Below are 19,420 nucleotides of genomic sequence, written 5' to 3'. Positions count from 1 at the left end.
GTATACCTTATCGCGCGAAGCGCGCCAAGCCCGTTTCTCCCCTAAGGGATAATTGCGTATTTGATGCCTTCCTGCCTGCCGATGCTTTCCAGGGCATCGATGGCTTTTTCTAATGGATAGTGTCCTGTGATAAACAGGCTTCCGTCGATTTGTCCGTTGGAAAGCAGCTTCAGAGCCAGCTGTACATGATATGGTGTGTGATGATATACGGCTTTCAATGTGATTTCTTCATAGTGGAATTTCTGGCAGTCTAGGGTAATGCTTGTGCCTGCCTTAGTTCCTCCGAATGCAAGAACCGTTCCTCCCGGTCTGACCATGTTGACGGCATTTTCCCAGACCTCAGGGAATCCAGTAGCTTCCACGACTACATCAGCTCCCTGCCCATTGCAGAGATCTCTCACTTCTTTTATATGTTCTTCTCCAGAAGCATTGACGGTTTCCCATACACCAAATTTCTTAGACTGCTCAAGACGGTAATCTGAGAGATCTACGGCAATGACTCTGCAGCCTTTCAGGCTTAAAAGCTTCATAAACATAAGTCCGATCGGACCTGCCCCGATAACGGCAACCGTATCTCCAACTTTAGCTGGTATCCTGTCGCTTCCGTGAACCGCGCATGCCAGAGGCTCCAGCAATGCCGCCTGTTCAAACGGCAGATGATCTGGTACACGATAAAAGTTATATTTCAGGATGTGTGCCGGCACCGCCACATACTCAGAGTAAGCGCCGTTCAGATACTGCAGATTTTCACAAAGGCTGTATCTCTTATTTTTACAATGCTCACACTCAAAACATGGGGCTGTATTAGCTCCTACGATTCGGTCTCCTACCTTAAATTTTGTAACGTCTTTTCCTGCCTCCACGACCACTCCAGAAAATTCATGCCCGAATGTGGAAGGAACGGAAGTGATGATCGTCGGATGTCCCCTCCTGTATGTTTTCAGGTCTGTGCCGCAGGTCAATGCCGCTTTTACCTGTACTAACACTTCATCATCTTTAATCTGAGGAATGTCTGTCTCCTCAAACCTTACATCTCCTGGTGCATAAAACATCTGTGCTTTCATTTTCCCCTGCATGTTACCATCCTCCTAAATCTTATTTCTGTCCATAGTTTTGATCTGTATCTTCTTTCAAGAATTTACACATCTGGTCTTCCAGCGTGTTGACATTCCCCATCTGGTAAGCCAGATATGCCACCTTGGCACTCTCCTCCAGAACAATTGCGTCATTGTATGCCTTATCAATCGTCTCATCGATGCAGATTGCCCCGTGATTTCCCATCAGGACTGCTTTGTCATCTCCGATCGCCTCTGAGGTCACTTCTGCCAGTTCATCGCTTCCAGGCGGTACAAAAGCGGCACAGCGGATATTTCCGCCAACCAGTCCTGCTGCCTCTGAGGTAATACACGGCATTCCTCCGTCCACACAGGCCCACGCTGTACAATAGGTTGAGTGGGTATGGACCACTCCGAACACATCCGGCCGTCTCCGGTACATGGCGGTGTGAAGCGGCATTTCAATGGATGGACGGCGTTCTCCGTCTATAATCTGGTTATCTATGCTCACAACTACAATGTCGGAAGGATGCAGGGTCTCATAGGGCATCCCGCTGGGAGTAATGCACACATACCCTGTCTCTGGGTCCCTCAGGCTGAAGTTTCCGAAAGTAAGAGGGATCAGCTTCTCCTTCTGTATCTTAAGTGCAATCTCGATAACCTTGGTTCTTTCTTTTTCTAATAACATATTGCCTCCTTATGTGAAAAGATTAAAACAGCATTTGGAAAAATTCTGCAATCTTATAAATAATGTACGGTACCAAATGTGCTCCTGTATCCAGGGAAGAAATTGCTTTTGCCCCCGCCGGGAATGTAAAGTCTGTTGACTGTGCGATCAGTGTGGCAGTTCCTGCCAAGTTGGTAGCGATATATAAGATTGCCACCATCATCAGCGTTCCTGTGATCAGTGAACGGAACAGGTTTCCTTTGGAAGCCACTACAGGCCAGATCATAAAGAACGGAAGTGTCGCAAGATCTACCAGCGGAAGCACTCTGTTTCCAGGAAGAATTACTGCCAACAGCAGTGTAACAGGGATCATGATCAGGGCAGCTGAAATAACCATAGGAGATCCTGTTGCAATCGCTGCGTCCATACCGATGTTGACTTCTTTTCCCGGGAACTTCTTCGCCAAGAATTTTTTTGCGTCTTCACTTAAAGGCATCAGGCCTTCCATAAGAATCCGCACCATCCTCGGCAGGATAAACATAACTGCAGCCATATTGACTCCGAGGGTGATAATCTTATTCGGCTCATATCCTGCCAAGGCTCCAAGGCCTGCTCCAAGGATCAGTCCTAAGACCATCGGTTCCCCGATAATTCCGAATCTCTTCTGAATCGTTTCTCCATCGAAATGAATTTTATTAAAGCCAGGTATTTTATCATAAACCTTATCCAGTAAAATACATATCGGCGCCCAGCTTACGGTCTCTGTATGAGGCAGAGAAACTCCCGGAAGCCCAAAATAATCCTGTACTCTTGGTGCAGAGTAGTCTGCAAGTTTCATGATAATGATAAATGTGATACCAGACGCGATCACTCCTGCCACCATGCTTCCAGTCAAAAACTGTACTAATGCTCCAGTCAGAATGAAATGCCAATAGTTCCAGATATCAATATTCAGTGTCTTTGTAGTATTGGTTGCCAGCATAATGATATTTAAGACAAAACAGACAAGGAACACAAACGGTACGATCTGTGTACCGAAGGCAATGGATGCGCTGACCGGCCATCCAACGTCAATCACTGACAGGTTCATTCCAAACCTTTGTGTCATCGCCTGCGCGGCTGGGCTTACGAAATCCCCCATCAGTCCGATGACAAGATTGATTCCTATAAATCCGATTCCAATAGTCATACCGGATCTGAATGCCTTGGAGAATTTCTGTCCCAAGATCAGGCCGAGAATGGTTATGATCAATGGCATGACTACAGATGAACCTAAATCCAAGATGTATTGTAAAACGCTCATAGTTTTCCTCCCTTTCTAACTCAATTACTCTAATGATTTCAGATATTCAGAGATTTCATCAGCTTTTTCTTCTGCCCCGAACCCCGTGATAAATTCTAGTGTACGGTATGTCTGGTATCCTTTCAGTTCATTCACCGGTATTTCTGCAGTATGAATGATCACATCGGGATTAAATATTTCAGCTCTCCCCACTACTTCCAGGGCCTTACATTCTGAGATGTCCACTGATGGGATTCCCCGTTCTGCTAAAAGCCGTTTGCACGTCTCAGATGCCACCGTTGATGTTGCGATCCCTGTTCCGCAGGCTGATAAGATTCTGTAAGTCCTCATAATGACTCCTCCTTATTTTGAATAATTTGAATGATCTCTTTCGGATTCTTGGCTTCCACAAGCTTTCTCAGAACCTCTGCATCCTGAATTAAAAGAATTGCTTTCTGAAGCACTTCCAAATGCTGTTTTCCCGCAATTGCCAACATCATGACAAACTTCACCGGGACCTTCACATTTTCTTTCGGGTTTGTTCCCATATGGAAAAATGACACCGGCTCTTTCAGTACAGCAATAGCAATTCCGGTTGTCTCTACATAACACGGATCCGTGTGTGGGATCGCCACTCCGATATCCCCGGCCATGACTCCAGTGGGATAAACCTTTTCCCTCTCGTTTAATGCCTCCACATAACTTTCTTTGCAATATCCTTCCTGAACTAATACACCTCCTAACTGTTCAAATACTTCCTGTTCACTTTCTGCCTTCATATCTGTCTTTACTAATGTGTCTTTTAAGTTTTCCCAGATCATGCTGTCCTCCGATCCAAAAACGTGTTTTTCAAAACTGTTATGTTAAGTTCATTATAGATACCCATGAACGTCCTATAAAGGCCAAGAGATGTCTCAGGAGAGCGCACAAAATTGTACTAACATATATACAATCAGCATGCATATCCAAAGTACTGTTCAAATATAATGATCTAAAACGAAAAAGACAGAACCTTTCTGGTATGATAAGGTTCTGTCTTCTTCTCTTTATGATAGACTCATCAGCAATATTGGTGTTCTAATCTTCGAATCGTGTTAATGAGTTCCTCCGGTGTCTCCTGTGCTTCCATCTGACGTTTTGCTTCCTCCTGCCCAAACATCCTGACCAAGTTGTATATGGCGCAATTAATGCTGTTGGAATTTAATATGCTCAGACCGATAATGTAAGAAACCGGATCATTTTCACTGTTACCGAAAACTACAGGGGTTTTCAGCCTGACAAGGCTGGCTGCCTCCCTGATGGCCCCCTTTTCCTGCTCAGCGTGTGGTATGGCAATACCGGGATAGATCACCACATAGGATCCATTTACGCGGATATTTTCTACCATTGCATCGATATACTCATAAGACACAGCACCGGAATCATAGAGCAGCTGTCCGGCAGCTCTGACTCCTTCTTCCCAGTCTCTGGCTTCCCTGTTGATCTCGATTCGGTCCGCTGACAGCATCTCAGCTAGAAAGTTACGCTCTGCTTTGGTCTCTGAACCGATATTGTTTCCAATTTCATCTCTGCGGCTTTCCTCAGGGATATCAGACCAGTTTTCACGGAGTTTTGTGGCCTTCCGCCTGATCCTGTATAAATCATCCTGTTCCAGCATAGGGGTAACCATAAGCAGATTGGGCAGCTCTCCTTCTTGAAATGGAACGGTAGTGATCACCAGCTGATCTTTAATCTGTTCCATATCCTTCAGTTCATGGGCTGATCTGACATCTGTCACATGGATTACATCTTCCAACTGCTTTAATTTCGCCAGCATAAGCTGCACAGTGCCTCTGCCCATGGCGCAGACGAGCACTGCCGGGACTCTCTGCTCCTTCATCCTCTCCAATTTATCTCTCTCCAGCATTGATGCAATGTACATGACCAAAAAAGAAACTTCATCTCTAGGCACCTTCACTTCCAGATAGTCTTCCAGCGGTCTCAGACACTCCTCCACCACTGAAAATACCTCCGGGTAACCCTTCTCGATTTCTGAACGGAAAGGATTCTCCAGCACTTCCCCGGAAGCCATACGGTAGATGGCAGACTTCATGTGGTCGACCAAAAGGTCATAGAGGGCGAAATCCAGGTAAAAGTTTATCTGAAAACGGCTGGTGATCCGGTAGATGACTTCTCCTATCAACACTGGGATCACCAGCTGGTCCACATTGTTGGTACCGCTTTTCAAATAGCTTTTTCTTCTCAGACAAAATACAAAATTCTCCACTTCCGCCTCTGGCACTTGAAATGAAAACTCTCTGCCCAGCCGGTCCAATACCGCTCTGCTCAACGGATATTTTGAGCTCTGCACCGTACTGCCCCATTCTTTCTGTCTTTCATGTTCAAGAGTCTTTCCCTTTTTGATCCTGTTCACCAATATGACAAGTTCATACACTGCCACAGAAAAGGAAAAGTCGGACAGAAAACAATCATGTCTTGTCTCTTCTTCCTTTAGGATCCTCTGAATCTGTTCGTAGCATCCCTGATACTGGATCTCTTTAAGCAAAAGATGTCCAAAGGCATGATATGCCCCCATCATGCCATATTTCTCTTCATCCAGATTCAGCTCTAAAAGCTTCAGCATGCCGGAACGGATATCCCCCTCAGAGGCATGGACCACATAACCTTTCTGAACCTGCGAGATCAGGTTCATATTATTCTTCTGAAACCAGTCTTTTAGATCATTCAGATCACTGATAATCGTATTTCTGCTGGTGCTCACATACTCCGAGATCCATGCTGCCGTCACATACTCATCTGCGTTTAAAAGTAGCATAGCCAGGATGGTCTTTCTTTCATTTTTCGATAAATGATATGTATAGAAATTATTCTCTTTTATAAATTGACGGAACTGTTCCCTGAGATCTTCCCCTCGGTCCTCCAGGCGCAGAACCCCTTCACTGTTAATGTCGATCAAAGCCAATCCGTTTGCTCTAAGCTCGTCATTCAGTTCCTTTATTTTTCTGCGTATAATACGTTCGGATACCTGGTATTGCTTGGACGCCTCTTTAAGTTCCAGTTCCCCTTCCTTTAAAAGCTGATTTAAAATCTGATTGCTTCTTTTGTCCAAATGACTTCCCTCTCTTCAACTTTGAATGTGATTCGCCGCTATTTTATCATACATATATATTATAAAAAATTTCGATCTATGCATATAGCACAAATCCTGGCAAAACCCCAGGAGGGCAATTGTACTATGCCAGAAAGAACCATAAGGCCTGCAAGATTTTATTCAGATTCAAAGAACGTTCCTTGGCGCATCATGACCGGAGGACTTATTTATTTCATAGGACGCTCTTTCCTATGAAATGAAATAAGAAAGAATCCCACTTGCGGGATTCTCCGCCTGCGGCGGGTCGCTTTAGCGACATGATTCCTTACCGCCGCAGTGCGATCCTCGCGGAGCTTTTTGTATTTCATAGGACGCACTTTCCTATGAAATAAAAAAACAGGCATCGTCTGCCTGTCTGTTTGTTCTGGATATATAATTATTAAATTCCGTGCGGCCTGTGTCGAACTCTCTTCACAGACGTTACCTCTACAGTTAACTCAGCTCAGGCACCCTTACGGCACATGAGAGGTTCTACTTAGTGCTGCTTCGTTCCCGACCTGACACGGTTCATAGATTCTCATTGCGCAAGACCCAAACATCAACGCCACTTATAAAGGGCAGCTCCACAAAGAAAAGCCCTAAACAGGCCATCACCTCTGCTATAGCGGATTGCAGATACAGGGCACCGCTGCCTCCCCGGCTGCACGGAAGCTTTTTGACGTAAAAAGTTTTATTACATGTGCAAATTTGATTATACTAAATAATGTTTACATTCGTCAACTTTTATTTTCTATTTTATTTTTTCTCTGAGAGACTATACTGAAAGGCACACCGCATTTCATATCCTTCGGATGGACGCGCTTCGCGCGATAAGGTATAATTGTAAAGATGAAAGAAGGTGAATCCATGGTTTACTCCATACAGAACAACACCGCAGAGCTGCTTACGACTGAACAATATTTAACAAAATATCCGTTCCTCTGCCCCTATCAGCCGTTTGTTGATACCATCAAGAACCACGGGATCAACAGCTGCAAGGCAGACATCTTTTCTGATTTTATCTGCGGTACCCTGTTGATCCCCGATAAAAGAAATCCAGCGGAAAAGGAATTTTGCCTTTCTTATTATCTTTCAAAAGATCTTCTGGTGCTAATCGAGGATAAAAAACATATAAATAACTTAGAGACAATCATAGAGCAGCGAAAAATAATGAATGTCTCGTCCCTTCCGCAGTTTTTATTTTTGTTAGCGGAATCGCTCATCAAGGATGATATGGTAAGACTTCAGGACTATGAGACACATCTGGCTGAGATAGAGGATGTCATACTGTCCGGTAAGGACTTAAATATGAACCATTCACTGATCGATGTCCGAAGAAAGCTTCTGCGCATCAACGCCTATTACCAGCAGCTTAGTGACTTTGGAAGTGAATTAGAAGAAAATGCATCGGATTTCTTTTCACCAGCTGATATCCAGCACTTTTCCGTGCTCAGCAACCGTGCAGAGCGGCTTCTTAACTATACACAGTTCCTACGGGAATATGCCCTGCAGATCCGTGAAATGTACCAGTCCCAGGTTGATATCAAACAGAATGAGACCATGAAGATCCTGACTGTCGTTACCACGATCTTTTTCCCTCTCTCCCTGATCACAGGTTGGTATGGCATGAACTTTAGAAACATGCCGGAATTGCGTTTTCCGTACAGTTATTTTATCCTCATCGGAATCTGTCTGATCATGGTTATCGCAGAGATCTGGTTCTACAAAAAGAAAAAATGGATCTGAGAATGCTTAACTCTTTTTTCTCAACTGCCTGAAAAAGTCACTCATCATCTGACTGCACTCTTCCCCCAGGATTCCGGATTCTATTTCGGCCTGGTGGTTAAATTCCTCCCTCTGGAGAATGTTCAGGATAGAGCCAGCACATCCGGCTTTGGGATTCATGGCGCCGATCACTACTTTAGGTATCCGGGCCTGGACAATGGCTCCCGCACACATCTGGCATGGCTCCAGAGTGACATACATCGTGCATTCTTCAAGCCTCCAGTCTCCGGTTTTTTTACTGGCTTTTTCAATGGCAAGAAGCTCTGCATGGGCCAGGGTGGTTTTCCTCTTATTTCTCTGGTTGTATGCCCTTGCAATGACCTTTCCTTCTGAGACGATCACACAGCCGATAGGCACGTCCCCAATGGCCGCAGCTTTTTTAGCCTGCTTTATGGCTTCTTTCATAAATTTTTCTTTTTCGTTCATTTCGTCTTCCCCCGGTCATATTTTTTCTGCCCCATTCATAGAATAAATCAAAAAGAGAGTATCACATTGGCTGAATATCAACGAATCGTTTCATATCTATACGAATATAGCAATGGCATGAAAGGCGAAAATGCAGGGTTTGCCAAGATTGAAAAACGCCAGAAGCAGCTTCGGTTATACTTCCATGTCAAAACAAATGATGAGGCATTAACTTACAAAATCTATTTTTATAGGTTCCGCCATGGAACCATGGAAGGCATCCTGCTGGATTCATTCCAGCGCAATGACACCATCATTGAGTTTAAGAATACTTATCCTCTGGTCGTAGACTTAGACCAGGTGGACGGCTTTTTGATTTATCACTCCAACAGCCACTTCTTTGGTTCTGAATGGAATGATAAACCGATCACGATCCGCAACTTCCTGCCTGCAGATGATACATCAGGGCCAAGTGAAGTTGTTGAAGCAGAAGAAACCAGGCCCCCGGAACCGGCTCCTGAAGAAAGTCCTGTTCCTGAGGAGACAACACAGCCTGAGACGGCTCCAATGAAAACAGAGCGTCCGCAGACGACCCAGAGAGATCGAATTCCTGACTCTGCTCATGCACGGACTTCCACTTCTACAGTGACAGAACGTCCACAGCCAGCTCAAGGAGAACGTATTCCTGGAACTCCTCCTGCCCAGACAGCAACTCCTGCGGTGACAGAACGTCCGCAGCCAGCTCAGGGAGAACGCATTCCTGGAACTCCTCCTGCTCAAACAGCAACTCCTATGGTCTCAGAACGGCCTGAACCAGCTCAAGGGGAACGCATTCCTGGAACCTCTACAACACAGCCCGCTGCTCCTGCGGCCTCAGAACGTCCGCAGCCAGCTCAAGGAGAAAGTGTCCCCGGCAATGCTCCCGCACAGAATCCTGTTCCGATGGTCACAGCAGAACCATATGAGGATGAGGAAGAACCGCCGGCCAGCGCTCCAGATCCGCCTCCTGTCAGGGATCCTTTTGATGAACTCCCGCAGGAAATTCCAATCCCGGAGGGAACCCCTGATACGGAATCCACAGTGCCGGAGCCGGCACCTGTTCCGGCAGGAACGCCTCCCCGGGTCTATGTAGAACCAGACATTCCAGAACCGGAGCCTATGAATGCCGAGTCTGTGGCCGAAGAGGAACCGCCAAAAGAAGAAAGTTCTGCTGACGCTAATTCAAAGCTGGCAGAATATATTGAGGCCCTTCAACTTGAAAAGAACGCCAAAGAACAGGGAATATCAGGCACTCCCGGTCTCTTTGACTGGAAGGAGTATCCCACCTTGCCCTTACCTCCTTCTTATATGCTGGATCCTAGCATCAAACTCAAAGTAGATGACCTGCAGAATATTCCAGATGTGCCAGAGAATCTAAAGACCAACGGATTTCTTCTGCTCAACTATGGCAACTACGGACATTTGATGCTCTGCCAGAATAAACGCACCAAAATGCTTTACCTGGGAATTCCAGGAGTTTTTGATAATGAGAAGAACTTCATTGCTAAGTTATTTGGATTTAAGAACTTTTTGACAGTGCCCGAAGCCCGTCAGAAGACAGGAAATTTCGGTTATTGGATCTTAGCCCTTTAATTCTTCCAGCAGGTCGCTGAGCCTTGCAAACTGTTCAAGGCTCAGTGCCTCTCCACGGATCGTAGGTGAAAGCTCCATTTTTTCAAGGGCTTCCACCACCTGTTCCTTGGAGAAATTCAGCGAACCGCTGTTATTGATCCCGTTCTGCAGAGTCTTTCTTCTCTGGTTAAAGGAAGCCCTGATGATGGAAAACATCAGCTTTTCATTTTTTACTTTAACCGGCATCTCCTGGTATCTGGTCAGACGGATAACTGCTGAGCCGACTTTGGGACGTGGCATAAAACAGTTGGGAGGTACATTGGCTACAATATAAGGCTCTGCATAAAACTGTACTGCCAGCGACAATGCACCATAATCCTTTGTCCCAGGACCTGCCTGCATTCTCTGGGCCACTTCCTTCTGAACCATGACAGTGAGACTGTCCATGGGGACATTCTTTTCAAACAGCCCCATGATGATCGGTGTCGTGATATAGTACGGCAAATTTGCCACTACCTTGATCGGTTTTCCCTTGTTTTTCTCCTGTGCTATCTTTCCGATATCAACCTTCAGGATATCATCGTTCAGCACTTCAACATTGTCATACCCTGACAGCGTATCATGAAGGATTGGGATCAGATTATGATCGATCTCCACCGCCAAAACCGCTCCTGCATGTTCTGAAAGATACTGGGTCATCGTACCGATGCCCGGCCCGATCTCCAGTACAAAATCATCCTTTGTAATATGTGCTGCGTCTATGATCTTTTCCAGCACATGGCTGTCAATCAAAAAATTCTGTCCGAACTTCTTCTGAAAATCAAAATGATACTTCTGAATGACTTCTATCGTTCTTTTTGGGTTGCTTAATTTCTCCATCTAAACCTCTTTCATTCGATACATGATCTTGGCATTTTGTTCTGTAACCTCGATAACCTCTTTGGCACTGACTCCTTTAATTGAAGCGATCTGCTCCGCCACAAACGGCAGATTTAAAGAGGAATTCCGTTTCCCCCGGTTCGGTTCCGGTGAGAGATAGGGGCTGTCCGTTTCCAACAGAATCCTGTCCAGCGGCGCATAAGAAACTACCTCCTTTAATGTTCGGCTATTCTTAAACGTGACAACTCCTCCGATCCCAAGATAAAATCCCATATCTAAAAACTTCCTGGCCATCTCCTTTGGATAAGAGAAGCAATGGACAACTCCTCCGATTTCTTCTGCATGGACTGCACGCATCATATCTTCCGTATCCTTTGCGGCATCCCGGCTGTGGATCACCATAGGAAGATTGGTCTCCCTTGCAAGCTCCATCTGTGCTTCAAACCACTTTTTCTGTATTGGACGCTCCGGCTCATTCCAGTAGTAGTCAAGCCCTATCTCTCCTATGGCGACAATCTTGGGCAGTTCTGCATACTGCTTAAGTTCGCCAAGGTCCTCAGGCTTCATATCACCGCTGTCTGACGGATGAACTCCCACCGCTCCATAGAGAAACGGATATTTTTCTGTCGCTTTGGCTGTCCACCGGGATGTTTCCATATTGGATCCTATATTTACGATCGTACCGATACCATTCTCCTCCATAGAAGCCAGCAGTTCTTCCCGGTCTTTGTCAAACTGCTTATCATCATAATGGGCGTGGGTTTCAAATATCATAACTCTTCCTCCAAAAATTGTTTTCATGCTGATACAATTTCTCATTCATATGGTATAATAAGAATAATTCTTATTTCATTGCAAGGCTGTCTCTATAACAAAAGACAATATTTTTTATTATAACACGAAACGGAGGATTTTTATGAGTATTTTTAAATGCAGTATCTGCGGCTATGTCTATGATGATGAGGCAGAATCCGCTCCTTTTTCCCAGCTGGAAGCTGATTATACATGCCCTGTCTGCAAGGCATCCAAAGATAAGTTTGACCCAGTAGAAGACGGACCTGTTTCCTCTCCCAATAAGGACAACCCATTGGCTTACCCAGACGCCTTTTCCAAAACTGATTCCAAGGAGTTCCCGCAGATGGATGCCATTCATCAGATGGCTGTCACAGGCTCTTCTGTCGTTGATGCCATGGGAACCTTAAAACCGATCATTTCGTGGGATGATATTCTGATTATGGGGGCACAGCTAAACCCTGCCCCCCTCAATGCCAAAGATCCGGTGAACACCAAGACAGTCATCGGCAAGAAGGCGAAAAAACCTATGGAGATCTATCATCCGGTATACGTATCCCATATGTCTTTTGGGGCCTTGTCCAAAGAATTAAAAACTGCTCTGGCTAAAGGTAGTGCCATGTCTAAGACCGCCATGTGCAGCGGTGAAGGCGGGATTCTTCCCGAAGAACGTCAGGCGGCTTATAAGTACATATTTGAGTATGTTCCCAACCTGTACAGCGTCACAGACGAGAACCTCCGGAATGCGGATGCCATAGAGATTAAGATCGGCCAGGGAACCAAACCGGGCATGGGTGGACACCTTCCAGGGGATAAAGTGACACCAGAGATCGCAAGAATCAGAAATAAACCCCTGGGTGAGGATGTGATCAGCCCTTCCAAGTTTCCGAACGTCAATTCCAAAGAGGATTTAAAGACTATGGTAGACTGGCTTAAAGATGTCTCCGGAGGAAGACCTGTGGGTGTTAAGATCGCTGCCGGACATATTGAACAGGATCTGGAATGGATCGCTTACGCTGACGCCGACTTTGTTACCATAGACGGACGGGGCGGTGCCACGGGGGCAAGTCCCCGAACCTTAAAGGACAATACCTCCATTCCTACAATCTTTGCTTTGTCCAGAGCCAGAAAGTATCTGGACCGCCATCACATTTCCATGGATCTGGTCATCACCGGCGGGCTCAGGCTTCCTGGCGATTTCGCAAAGGCTCTTGCGATGGGAGCCGATGCTGTGGCCATAGCTTCTGCTGCTCTTGTGGCTGCTGCCTGCCAGCAGTACCGCATCTGCAACACCGGTCAATGCCCTGTAGGCGTGGCCACCCAGGATGAAGAATTGAGAAAACGGCTTCATATAGACCATTCGGCCGAGAGGCTCTGCAATTATCTAAACGTATGCAGGTCAGAGCTTGAAATGTTCGGACGCATTACCGGACATGCCGATATCCATGATCTGAGTGTCTCAGATCTAAGAACCACCAACCGTGAAATATCAGAGTTTACAGATATAGAACATGTATAAACCAAGAAAAGGCCGTCAAAAATCTGATGGCCTTTTCTTTATGTCTCAATATCAACCTGGCACATCTTAAGTGCATTTAAAGCATTTTCATGGCTCTCCGGCGTCACCCCGGCACAAAGTCCTGCGTGAACGATAAGCTTAGCTTCTGGAAGTGCAGCCTTTACCATGAGAACATTGGAGATGACACAGATGTCCGTGCATAATCCAAGGAATTCAATCTCAACTTCTTTTCCCTCGTATCTTTGCTTCAGAAGTTCACAGAGCTCAATGGAGCCAAAGGTATCCTTTCTGCAAAAATCCATGACCTCTGCCTCTGTATCAGAGATAGCATCCATAATGTCAGAATGCAGTGCCCATCCTTCTTCTCCTAAAATACAGTGGGGAACCGGAAGACTTTTGCCTTCCTGTGTGTTTAAGTAATCCTCTGTGTGGGTATCCAGCGTTCCGTATATACTGCCCTTAAATCCCCTGATCTTCTCTGCTGCCCCGTCAACGATCTCCTGGGCTTCCTTGGTGCCAAGAGAACCGTCAATAAAGTCATTCTGCATGTCTATGACAACCAATATATGTTCCATACGGCCTCCTACTGGATCCTTGCAGCCACCAGCTGGTTCACCAGCTTTCCATCTGCTTTTCCCTTGACTCTCGGCATAAGACTCTTCATGATCTTACCCTTATCTTTCCCTGTCGGAGCATCAATTCCCAGTTCATTCAGCACCGCATCAATTTCCGCGTTGATCTTCTCTTCGCTCATCTCCTCAGGAGCAAATTCTTTGATCACTGCAAGACGGATGTTGCATTCCTCAATGATGTCTGTCCGGTCCTCCGGGCAGGATTCCAGAGTTTCTTTTGTCTGTTTCAATTCCTTTGCGATGATCGTATTTTCTTCGGCCTCAGTAAGATCCTCTCTTTTATCGATCTGTGCATTTTTAAGTGCGCTTAACAGCATGGATAAGGCTTCTTTTCTCGCTTTATCCTTATTTTTCATCGCTGCTACCATTTCTTTTCTGATCTCATCAATCTTGCTCATAATATCCTCCTGATTTTTTGTTTTTATTCTATCATATATTCCAGGAGAAATCACTTCCTTCTACGGTTTCTTCCTCCGTACAGATCAGCCAGTAGTCACCGTATCTGCGCATTTCCTTGTATGGTTTCTCAAGCTTCGGAAATCCCACACTGGAAAATGCATGGACGAACATTGGAGTTTTCTCTTTCTTTTCAACAACCGTCTCCGCTGTAATATAAACACTTCCTGTGTCCAGTTTATTTCCCTTTCGCCCCAATACCTGCATTTGCTCATAGACATCGATTCCTTCTGTCATAAACAAAAACAGTTTCAGCGGATGAACCCAGATACAGTTGTTGGACTCCACAACCATGTCACACGGAATATTTCTTCCTTCAATATAATCTCTTAATCTGTGGAGATCTTTAATCTCTTCTTTTGTCTCCCCTTTTATGATCCCCATTCCTCCCAGATCTGTCATATCTGCGATGCTTCTTTCTTCCATAATCATAACAGTCTTTCCCTGCTCTTTTTGAAAATGTGCTTCCACCGCATTTTGCAGTGATGCCTCCAGATACAAAATATCTACCTGTTTATCAGTCTTTAAAATTGGGTAATATGGGAATTCTATTTTTTCCTGCCATAAGGAATGCATCAAACCACCTCTTTTTTCCTAGTATGTGTATATCCCTTCATTGTATACAAATAGTTTTTGTCAAAAATATTACCATAATTATACACAATACCGCTTCAGAGTATAGGGTTCCTAAACCTGAGACGATCATTCCTGCTTTTGAAGGTATGAATAGTACGATATTCAGCAAAACAAACTCAAAGATTCCTCAGAGAATGGAATGAACTTATAATTATGCGCTCCGTGTTGTATATTCTTGACTTTAAATATCCCCTGTGATACTATTTTTTTGATAATCAGATAATAATCTGCCACCGGGTAGTTGAATGTAGAAAGCATTTGTAAGCATATCGTTAGGTCTTAGAAGATATGTTTACGGGTGCTTTTTTGGAGGATATAATGACGAAATTAAAAACATGGATAAACTATTTTTCAAAAACCGAAATTGTATTATGGTGTTGCTCTGTTATCTTGATCGTTCTTTCATTTTGTATCTTTGACCATGAAAATTATTTTACTCTTTTAGCGTCTCTGATCGGTGTAACATCGCTTATCTTTAATGCAAAAGGCAATCCGTTGGGACAGCTGCTCATGATCATTTTTAGTTTGTTATATGGGATGATATCGTTCATGTTTTCCTATTATGGAGAAATGCTGACTTATCTTGGTATGACACTTCCTATGGCGGTATTTTCTTTTATTACGTGGCTTAAAAACCCTTATAACGGAAATAAAGCTGAGGTAGAAGTGAATGATCTAGACAAAAATGAAATCATTGTGATGTGCATGTGTACGATTCTCGTAACTATCGTATTTTATTTTATATTAGATGTTTTTCAGACGGCAAATTTAATTCCAAGTACACTTTCCGTTACAACAAGCTTTCTTGCTGTATATCTTACCTTTAAAAGAAGTTCCTTTTATGCTGCGGCATACGCTGGGAATGATATCGTGTTGATCATTTTATGGTGTCTGGCAAGCATTGACGATATGAAATATTTTTCTGTTGTTGTTTGTTTTATAGCATTTTTTATCAATGACGTATACGGTTTTGCGAACTGGCAGAAAATGAAGAAACGGCAAACAGCTAATGAAAATTAAACATTTGTCAGGAAAAGAAACATCAGAATTAATTCGGCTTTAGAAATCTTAACAAATTATCTTGATGCGAAAAAGATCCGAAATTCATAACACTGTATAGTGCTATGGATTTCAGATCTTTTAATCTTATTGATAAAATAAACCTATTACCTTAATATTCACATTTCCCCACAGTTCTCGGAAAAGGGATCACATCACGAATATTTGCCATTCCCGTCACATACATGACCATCCGTTCAAATCCAAGACCAAAACCTGAATGCCTGGTGGACCCGTATTTCCTCAAATCCATATAAAAATCATAGTCAGAAAGATTCATTTGAAGCTCTTCCATTCTCTTTTGAAGCTTTTCTAAATCATCCTCCCTCTGGCTTCCGCCGATGATCTCCCCGATTCCCGGCACCAGAAGATCCACTGCTGCCACAGTTTTTCCGTCCGGATTCTGTTTCATGTAAAATGCTTTGATCTCCTTGGGATAATCCGTCACAAATACAGGCTTTTTATAAACCTTCTCTGTGAGATACCGCTCATGCTCTGTCTGTAGATCTGTTCCCCACGAAACCGGATATTGGAACTTATCATTATGCTGTTTTAATATTTCAACAGCCTCCGTGTAAGTGATCCTGGCAAACTCAGATTCCGCCACATGATGCAGACGATCCAAAAGACCTTTGTCCACAAACTGATGAAAGAACTTCATTTCCTCAGGCGCCTGTTCCAGTACATAATGAATAATATACTTAATCATACTCTCCGCCAGCAGCATATTATCTTCTAAGTCGGCAAATGCCATTTCCGGTTCTATCATCCAGAATTCTGCAGCATGTCTGGTGGTGTTAGATTCCTCTGCCCGGAACGTGGGGCCGAACGTATAAATATTTCGGAAAGCCTGTGCAAAGGCCTCCCCATTCAGTTGGCCGCTGACTGTGAGATTCGTTTCCTTTTCAAAAAAGTCTTCCCTGTAATCCAGTTTCTTTCCCTCAGAGAGCTCTTTAAGATCCAGAGTTGTCACCTGGAACATTTCTCCCGCACCTTCGCAGTCCTGTCCAGAAATAATCGGTGTATGCACATAAATAAAATCCCGTTCCATAAAAAATTTATGGATTGCATAGGCGATAAGGGACCGGACCCTGTATACAGCCTGGAATATGTTGGCCCTCGGTCTCAGATGGGCAATGGTTCTCAAGTACTCAAACGAATGTCTTTTCTTTTGCAGCGGATAATCTGAAGGAGACTCTCCCTCTACCTCTATACTGGAAGCCTGAATCTCAAATGGCTGTCTGGCATCCGGTGTTTCCGCCAAAACTCCTTTGACAATCACTGCCGTTCCCACAGACAGCTTCTTGATCTGGTTAAAATTTGTGAGCTTTTTTTCATACACAATCTGAATGGGTTCAAAAAAAGTCCCGTCATTGATGACAAGAAATCCAAAGTCCCTGGAATCCCGGTTGCTCTTCACCCATCCGCACAAGCTTAGTTCCTTCCCACTGTATTCTTTAAAATGTTTATATATCTGTCTCCCTGTTAATATCTGCACTCTGCGCTTCTCCTCTTAAAATTTTAATAAGTTCAACCCAATCTCGTCACTGTATTCACGGTCCACCGTACCCTCGATCCTGGTAAGTACCAGTTCTCCCGTGGCACTGATAAAAGCTTCCGTCAAATGTCCTCCCCGGACTTCTCCTGCCTCGTTGGCGACGCTAATGTGGAAGTGTAAATAGGTTTCCCCATTCATCAAAGAAACATTACCTCCCAGTGAGACGATCTCCATATCCTCCTCATAAGTCTTGCTTACATACTTCTTCTCTTTCGTTTGAAACAGGCCTGCCGTTACCTTATTTACAGCTCCGATTCCGCTTAAAGATGCCAGTTTCACATCCTCTTTTTCACATAATTCTTTTACCTTCGCAACAATTTCTTCGCCCTTTTCCAGTCTTATAACATAATGATTTCCAAACTTCCGGTATTCCATGAGAAATCCTCCTTATTATTTTATGTTCTTAAACAAGCTGTATCTTTCTTCATTATAGAACCAGATCTTTTATCTTTCAAGCCAAAAGGCGCCTTCCACACTGTGGAAAGCGCCTTCTGGATTATCAAGTTAATTTAAAACAGCCACCTGTAAAAGGTCAACAATTTATTCTTTGATCATTGTGAAGTCATCCCAAGGGATATTCACTTCTGCACCCTCATTGATGATGGAATCCACATGCATCAAAAGCGGGAATTCGTCTAATGAAACCACTCCGCGGTCAGCAAGCTTTCTGACGGCACGGGCTGTTCTTGTTGCAATGACAATGGATTCCAGAGTCACGCCCTGTAATTCTTCCATTGCCTCGTCAAAGCTTAATCCGCGTCCAAGAAGGGTTCCTATCTTTCTTGTTCTTCCTCCGAAGACTGTTACATATAAATCTCCGGCACCGTGCACGATATTTTCCGGACCTCCCCCGATCAGCTGCAGAAGCTTTGTCATCTCTTTAACGCTCTGTCCGAACAATGCAGCCTGGGAATTATAGTGCTGGATACCGATCTTTCCTTCCATCTTCTCGGAAAGGCCGACAGCCAGAGTAACACCAAGTGCATAAGCATTCTTCATAGCTACGGCACATTCCACTCCGACAACGTCCTTGGAGAGAGTAATGTGATAGTAGTCTGTTGCAAGCAGATCTTTGAACATCTTAAGAGTTTCCATGTTCTTTCCACAGAATGCAACATGGCTGTGGTCATGGTCTGCCAGCTCGTAGCTGGTGCAAGGTCCGCCGATGGCATTGATGTCAAGGTTCTTGCCTTCTGGCTGGCGTTCCTCAAAGATCACCGGATAAGGTACCAATGTTCCATCATCCAGATCAACCATTCCCTTTGTCACTGAAAGCAGAGGTACACTTTCCGGAATCACCGGCAGGATCTCATCGCAGAACCAGTCTAAACCAAAGCTGCTGACGCCGCAGAGCGCTGCGTCCGCTCCTTCAAGAGCCTCCTCTAATTCTTCGATCTGATAGTATTTGATACCGTCATGTAAAGTTCTCTTTAATGTGATATGGAAGTTATCTTTTTTTAATCCGTCAATGATCTCCCTATCCAGCGGAGAACCTACCAAACGGACCTCGTGTCCGTTTTCCATTGCCGGAAATGTAATTGCTGATGCCATCTGTCCTGCACAAATAAATGTAATAACGCTCATGTTTTCCTCCTAAAATGCTTATGCTGTAACTTTCTTTGTTGCCACAATATCTACTCCCAGTCCAAGAACGTCCTTAATGATGACATCTCCGACATTTACCGGGGCCTTCGCTGTTACTTTGGTCAGCTCATCCATGATATCATATATCTTTCCTTTTGGAATATCGCCATTTGTTTTGATCGGAACTCTTCTGGCCGTCTTTGCGTCTACTCTGACAGTAGATGTAATGACTCTGGTAGGGTTGACTAATTCTTTTTCTCCGTAAACGGCTCCTCTCGGGCATCCGTTTCCGGTTACTTTATATCCATTTTCCTCATCGACCTTTAAATGACATCCTTTCGGACAAACAATACAAATTAAATCTGTCATG

Annotated in this window: 20 protein-coding genes and 1 other RNA gene; 4 read left to right on the top strand and 17 right to left on the bottom strand. The window is 44.4% G+C overall.

Annotation, left to right across the window (positions count from 1 at the left end; translation table 11 throughout):
- Positions 1 to 41: 41 nt before the first annotated feature.
- The 7 genes from AR1Y2_RS00320 to ffs form a co-directional block, all read right to left on the bottom strand.
- The gene (locus tag AR1Y2_RS00320; RefSeq protein ID WP_137327174.1) at positions 42 to 1,076 is read right to left on the bottom strand and encodes a zinc-dependent alcohol dehydrogenase; all 1,035 of its coding nucleotides are present in this window, start codon (positions 1,074 to 1,076) and stop codon (positions 42 to 44) included.
- A gap of 19 nt (positions 1,077 to 1,095) precedes the next feature.
- Positions 1,096 to 1,743: a class II aldolase/adducin family protein gene (locus tag AR1Y2_RS00315; RefSeq protein WP_137327173.1), complete on the bottom strand. Its 648-nt coding sequence runs from the start codon at positions 1,741 to 1,743 to the stop codon at positions 1,096 to 1,098.
- A 22-nt stretch (positions 1,744 to 1,765) separates the two neighbouring features.
- Positions 1,766 to 3,025 carry a PTS galactitol transporter subunit IIC gene (locus tag AR1Y2_RS00310; protein WP_137327172.1) on the bottom strand — a complete coding sequence of 420 codons (1,260 nt, stop codon included), beginning with the start codon at positions 3,023 to 3,025 and terminating at the stop codon, positions 1,766 to 1,768.
- Between the two features lie 24 nt (positions 3,026 to 3,049).
- Positions 3,050 to 3,355 carry a PTS sugar transporter subunit IIB gene (locus AR1Y2_RS00305; RefSeq protein ID WP_137327171.1) on the bottom strand — a complete coding sequence of 102 codons (306 nt, stop codon included), beginning with the start codon at positions 3,353 to 3,355 and terminating at the stop codon, positions 3,050 to 3,052.
- The gene (locus AR1Y2_RS00300; RefSeq protein WP_137327170.1) at positions 3,352 to 3,825 is read right to left on the bottom strand and encodes a PTS sugar transporter subunit IIA; all 474 of its coding nucleotides are present in this window, start codon (positions 3,823 to 3,825) and stop codon (positions 3,352 to 3,354) included. Before AR1Y2_RS00300 ends, AR1Y2_RS00305 begins: the two co-directional genes overlap by 4 nt.
- A gap of 239 nt (positions 3,826 to 4,064) precedes the next feature.
- Positions 4,065 to 6,113 (bottom strand): BglG family transcription antiterminator, encoded by a 2,049-nt coding sequence (locus AR1Y2_RS00295; protein ID WP_137327169.1) that lies wholly within the window; start codon positions 6,111 to 6,113, stop codon positions 4,065 to 4,067.
- Between the two features lie 428 nt (positions 6,114 to 6,541).
- An RNA gene (ffs, locus tag AR1Y2_RS00290) (signal recognition particle sRNA large type) lies at positions 6,542 to 6,803 on the bottom strand.
- Between the two features lie 180 nt (positions 6,804 to 6,983).
- Between ffs and AR1Y2_RS00285 the strand changes: the two genes are divergently transcribed.
- On the top strand, positions 6,984 to 7,880 hold the full coding sequence (locus AR1Y2_RS00285; RefSeq protein WP_243118809.1) for a magnesium transporter CorA family protein: 897 nt from the start codon (positions 6,984 to 6,986) through the stop codon (positions 7,878 to 7,880).
- Between the two features lie 6 nt (positions 7,881 to 7,886).
- On the opposite strand, the gene tadA is transcribed toward AR1Y2_RS00285, so the two are convergent.
- On the bottom strand, positions 7,887 to 8,345 hold the full coding sequence (gene tadA / locus AR1Y2_RS00280) for a tRNA adenosine(34) deaminase TadA (RefSeq protein WP_137327168.1): 459 nt from the start codon (positions 8,343 to 8,345) through the stop codon (positions 7,887 to 7,889).
- Between the two features lie 66 nt (positions 8,346 to 8,411).
- Between tadA and AR1Y2_RS00275 the strand changes: the two genes are divergently transcribed.
- Positions 8,412 to 9,956 (top strand): DUF6128 domain-containing protein, encoded by a 1,545-nt coding sequence (locus AR1Y2_RS00275; RefSeq protein WP_243118808.1) that lies wholly within the window; start codon positions 8,412 to 8,414, stop codon positions 9,954 to 9,956.
- Here AR1Y2_RS00275 and rsmA read toward each other — a convergent pair.
- Together rsmA and AR1Y2_RS00265 are read right to left on the bottom strand one after the other, a co-directional pair.
- The gene (rsmA, locus tag AR1Y2_RS00270) at positions 9,945 to 10,814 is read right to left on the bottom strand and encodes a 16S rRNA (adenine(1518)-N(6)/adenine(1519)-N(6))-dimethyltransferase RsmA (RefSeq protein ID WP_137327167.1); all 870 of its coding nucleotides are present in this window, start codon (positions 10,812 to 10,814) and stop codon (positions 9,945 to 9,947) included. The two genes, AR1Y2_RS00275 and rsmA, sit on opposite strands and share 12 nt — an antisense overlap.
- Positions 10,815 to 11,588 (bottom strand): TatD family hydrolase, encoded by a 774-nt coding sequence (locus tag AR1Y2_RS00265; protein WP_137327166.1) that lies wholly within the window; start codon positions 11,586 to 11,588, stop codon positions 10,815 to 10,817.
- A gap of 142 nt (positions 11,589 to 11,730) precedes the next feature.
- Here AR1Y2_RS00265 and AR1Y2_RS00260 point away from each other — a divergent pair, with 142 nt between their 5' ends.
- Entirely contained in the window at positions 11,731 to 13,125 is a 1,395-nt protein-coding gene (locus tag AR1Y2_RS00260) for a glutamate synthase-related protein (protein ID WP_137327165.1), read from the top strand.
- 38 nt (positions 13,126 to 13,163) lie between these two features.
- Here the strand turns inward: AR1Y2_RS00260 and AR1Y2_RS00255 are convergent, their stop codons facing one another.
- Genes AR1Y2_RS00255 through AR1Y2_RS00245 form a run of 3 tightly spaced genes read right to left on the bottom strand, consistent with a single transcriptional unit; the run spans position 13,164 to position 14,789 of the window.
- Entirely contained in the window at positions 13,164 to 13,700 is a 537-nt protein-coding gene (locus AR1Y2_RS00255; protein WP_137327164.1) for a cysteine hydrolase family protein, read from the bottom strand.
- 8 nt (positions 13,701 to 13,708) lie between these two features.
- The gene (locus AR1Y2_RS00250; protein ID WP_137327163.1) at positions 13,709 to 14,155 is read right to left on the bottom strand and encodes a GatB/YqeY domain-containing protein; all 447 of its coding nucleotides are present in this window, start codon (positions 14,153 to 14,155) and stop codon (positions 13,709 to 13,711) included.
- A gap of 31 nt (positions 14,156 to 14,186) precedes the next feature.
- Positions 14,187 to 14,789, bottom strand: a complete 603-nt coding sequence (locus AR1Y2_RS00245; RefSeq protein ID WP_137327162.1) for a hypothetical protein — start codon at positions 14,787 to 14,789, stop codon at positions 14,187 to 14,189.
- Positions 14,790 to 15,167: 378 nt separating this feature from the next.
- Between AR1Y2_RS00245 and pnuC the strand changes: the two genes are divergently transcribed.
- A complete protein-coding gene (gene pnuC, locus AR1Y2_RS00240) occupies positions 15,168 to 15,869 on the top strand; it encodes a nicotinamide riboside transporter PnuC (protein ID WP_243118807.1) in 702 nt (233 codons plus the stop codon).
- Between the two features lie 151 nt (positions 15,870 to 16,020).
- On the opposite strand, the gene asnS is transcribed toward pnuC, so the two are convergent.
- The 4 genes from asnS to AR1Y2_RS00220 form a co-directional block, all read right to left on the bottom strand.
- Positions 16,021 to 17,406: an asparagine--tRNA ligase gene (asnS, locus tag AR1Y2_RS00235; RefSeq protein ID WP_137327160.1), complete on the bottom strand. Its 1,386-nt coding sequence runs from the start codon at positions 17,404 to 17,406 to the stop codon at positions 16,021 to 16,023.
- Between the two features lie 15 nt (positions 17,407 to 17,421).
- On the bottom strand, positions 17,422 to 17,841 hold the full coding sequence (locus AR1Y2_RS00230) for a PPC domain-containing DNA-binding protein (RefSeq protein WP_137327159.1): 420 nt from the start codon (positions 17,839 to 17,841) through the stop codon (positions 17,422 to 17,424).
- A gap of 165 nt (positions 17,842 to 18,006) precedes the next feature.
- Positions 18,007 to 19,050: a glycerol-3-phosphate dehydrogenase gene (locus AR1Y2_RS00225; RefSeq protein ID WP_137327158.1), complete on the bottom strand. Its 1,044-nt coding sequence runs from the start codon at positions 19,048 to 19,050 to the stop codon at positions 18,007 to 18,009.
- 18 nt (positions 19,051 to 19,068) lie between these two features.
- Positions 19,069 to 19,419: a DUF1667 domain-containing protein gene (locus AR1Y2_RS00220; RefSeq protein WP_137327157.1), complete on the bottom strand. Its 351-nt coding sequence runs from the start codon at positions 19,417 to 19,419 to the stop codon at positions 19,069 to 19,071.
- Between the last annotated feature and the right edge of the window lies 1 nt (position 19,420).

The organism is Anaerostipes rhamnosivorans, assembly GCF_005280655.1.
In the GTDB taxonomy this organism is placed as follows: Bacteria; Bacillota; Clostridia; order Lachnospirales; family Lachnospiraceae; genus Anaerostipes; species Anaerostipes rhamnosivorans.
This window is presented reverse-complemented; position numbering and strand designations above follow the sequence as displayed.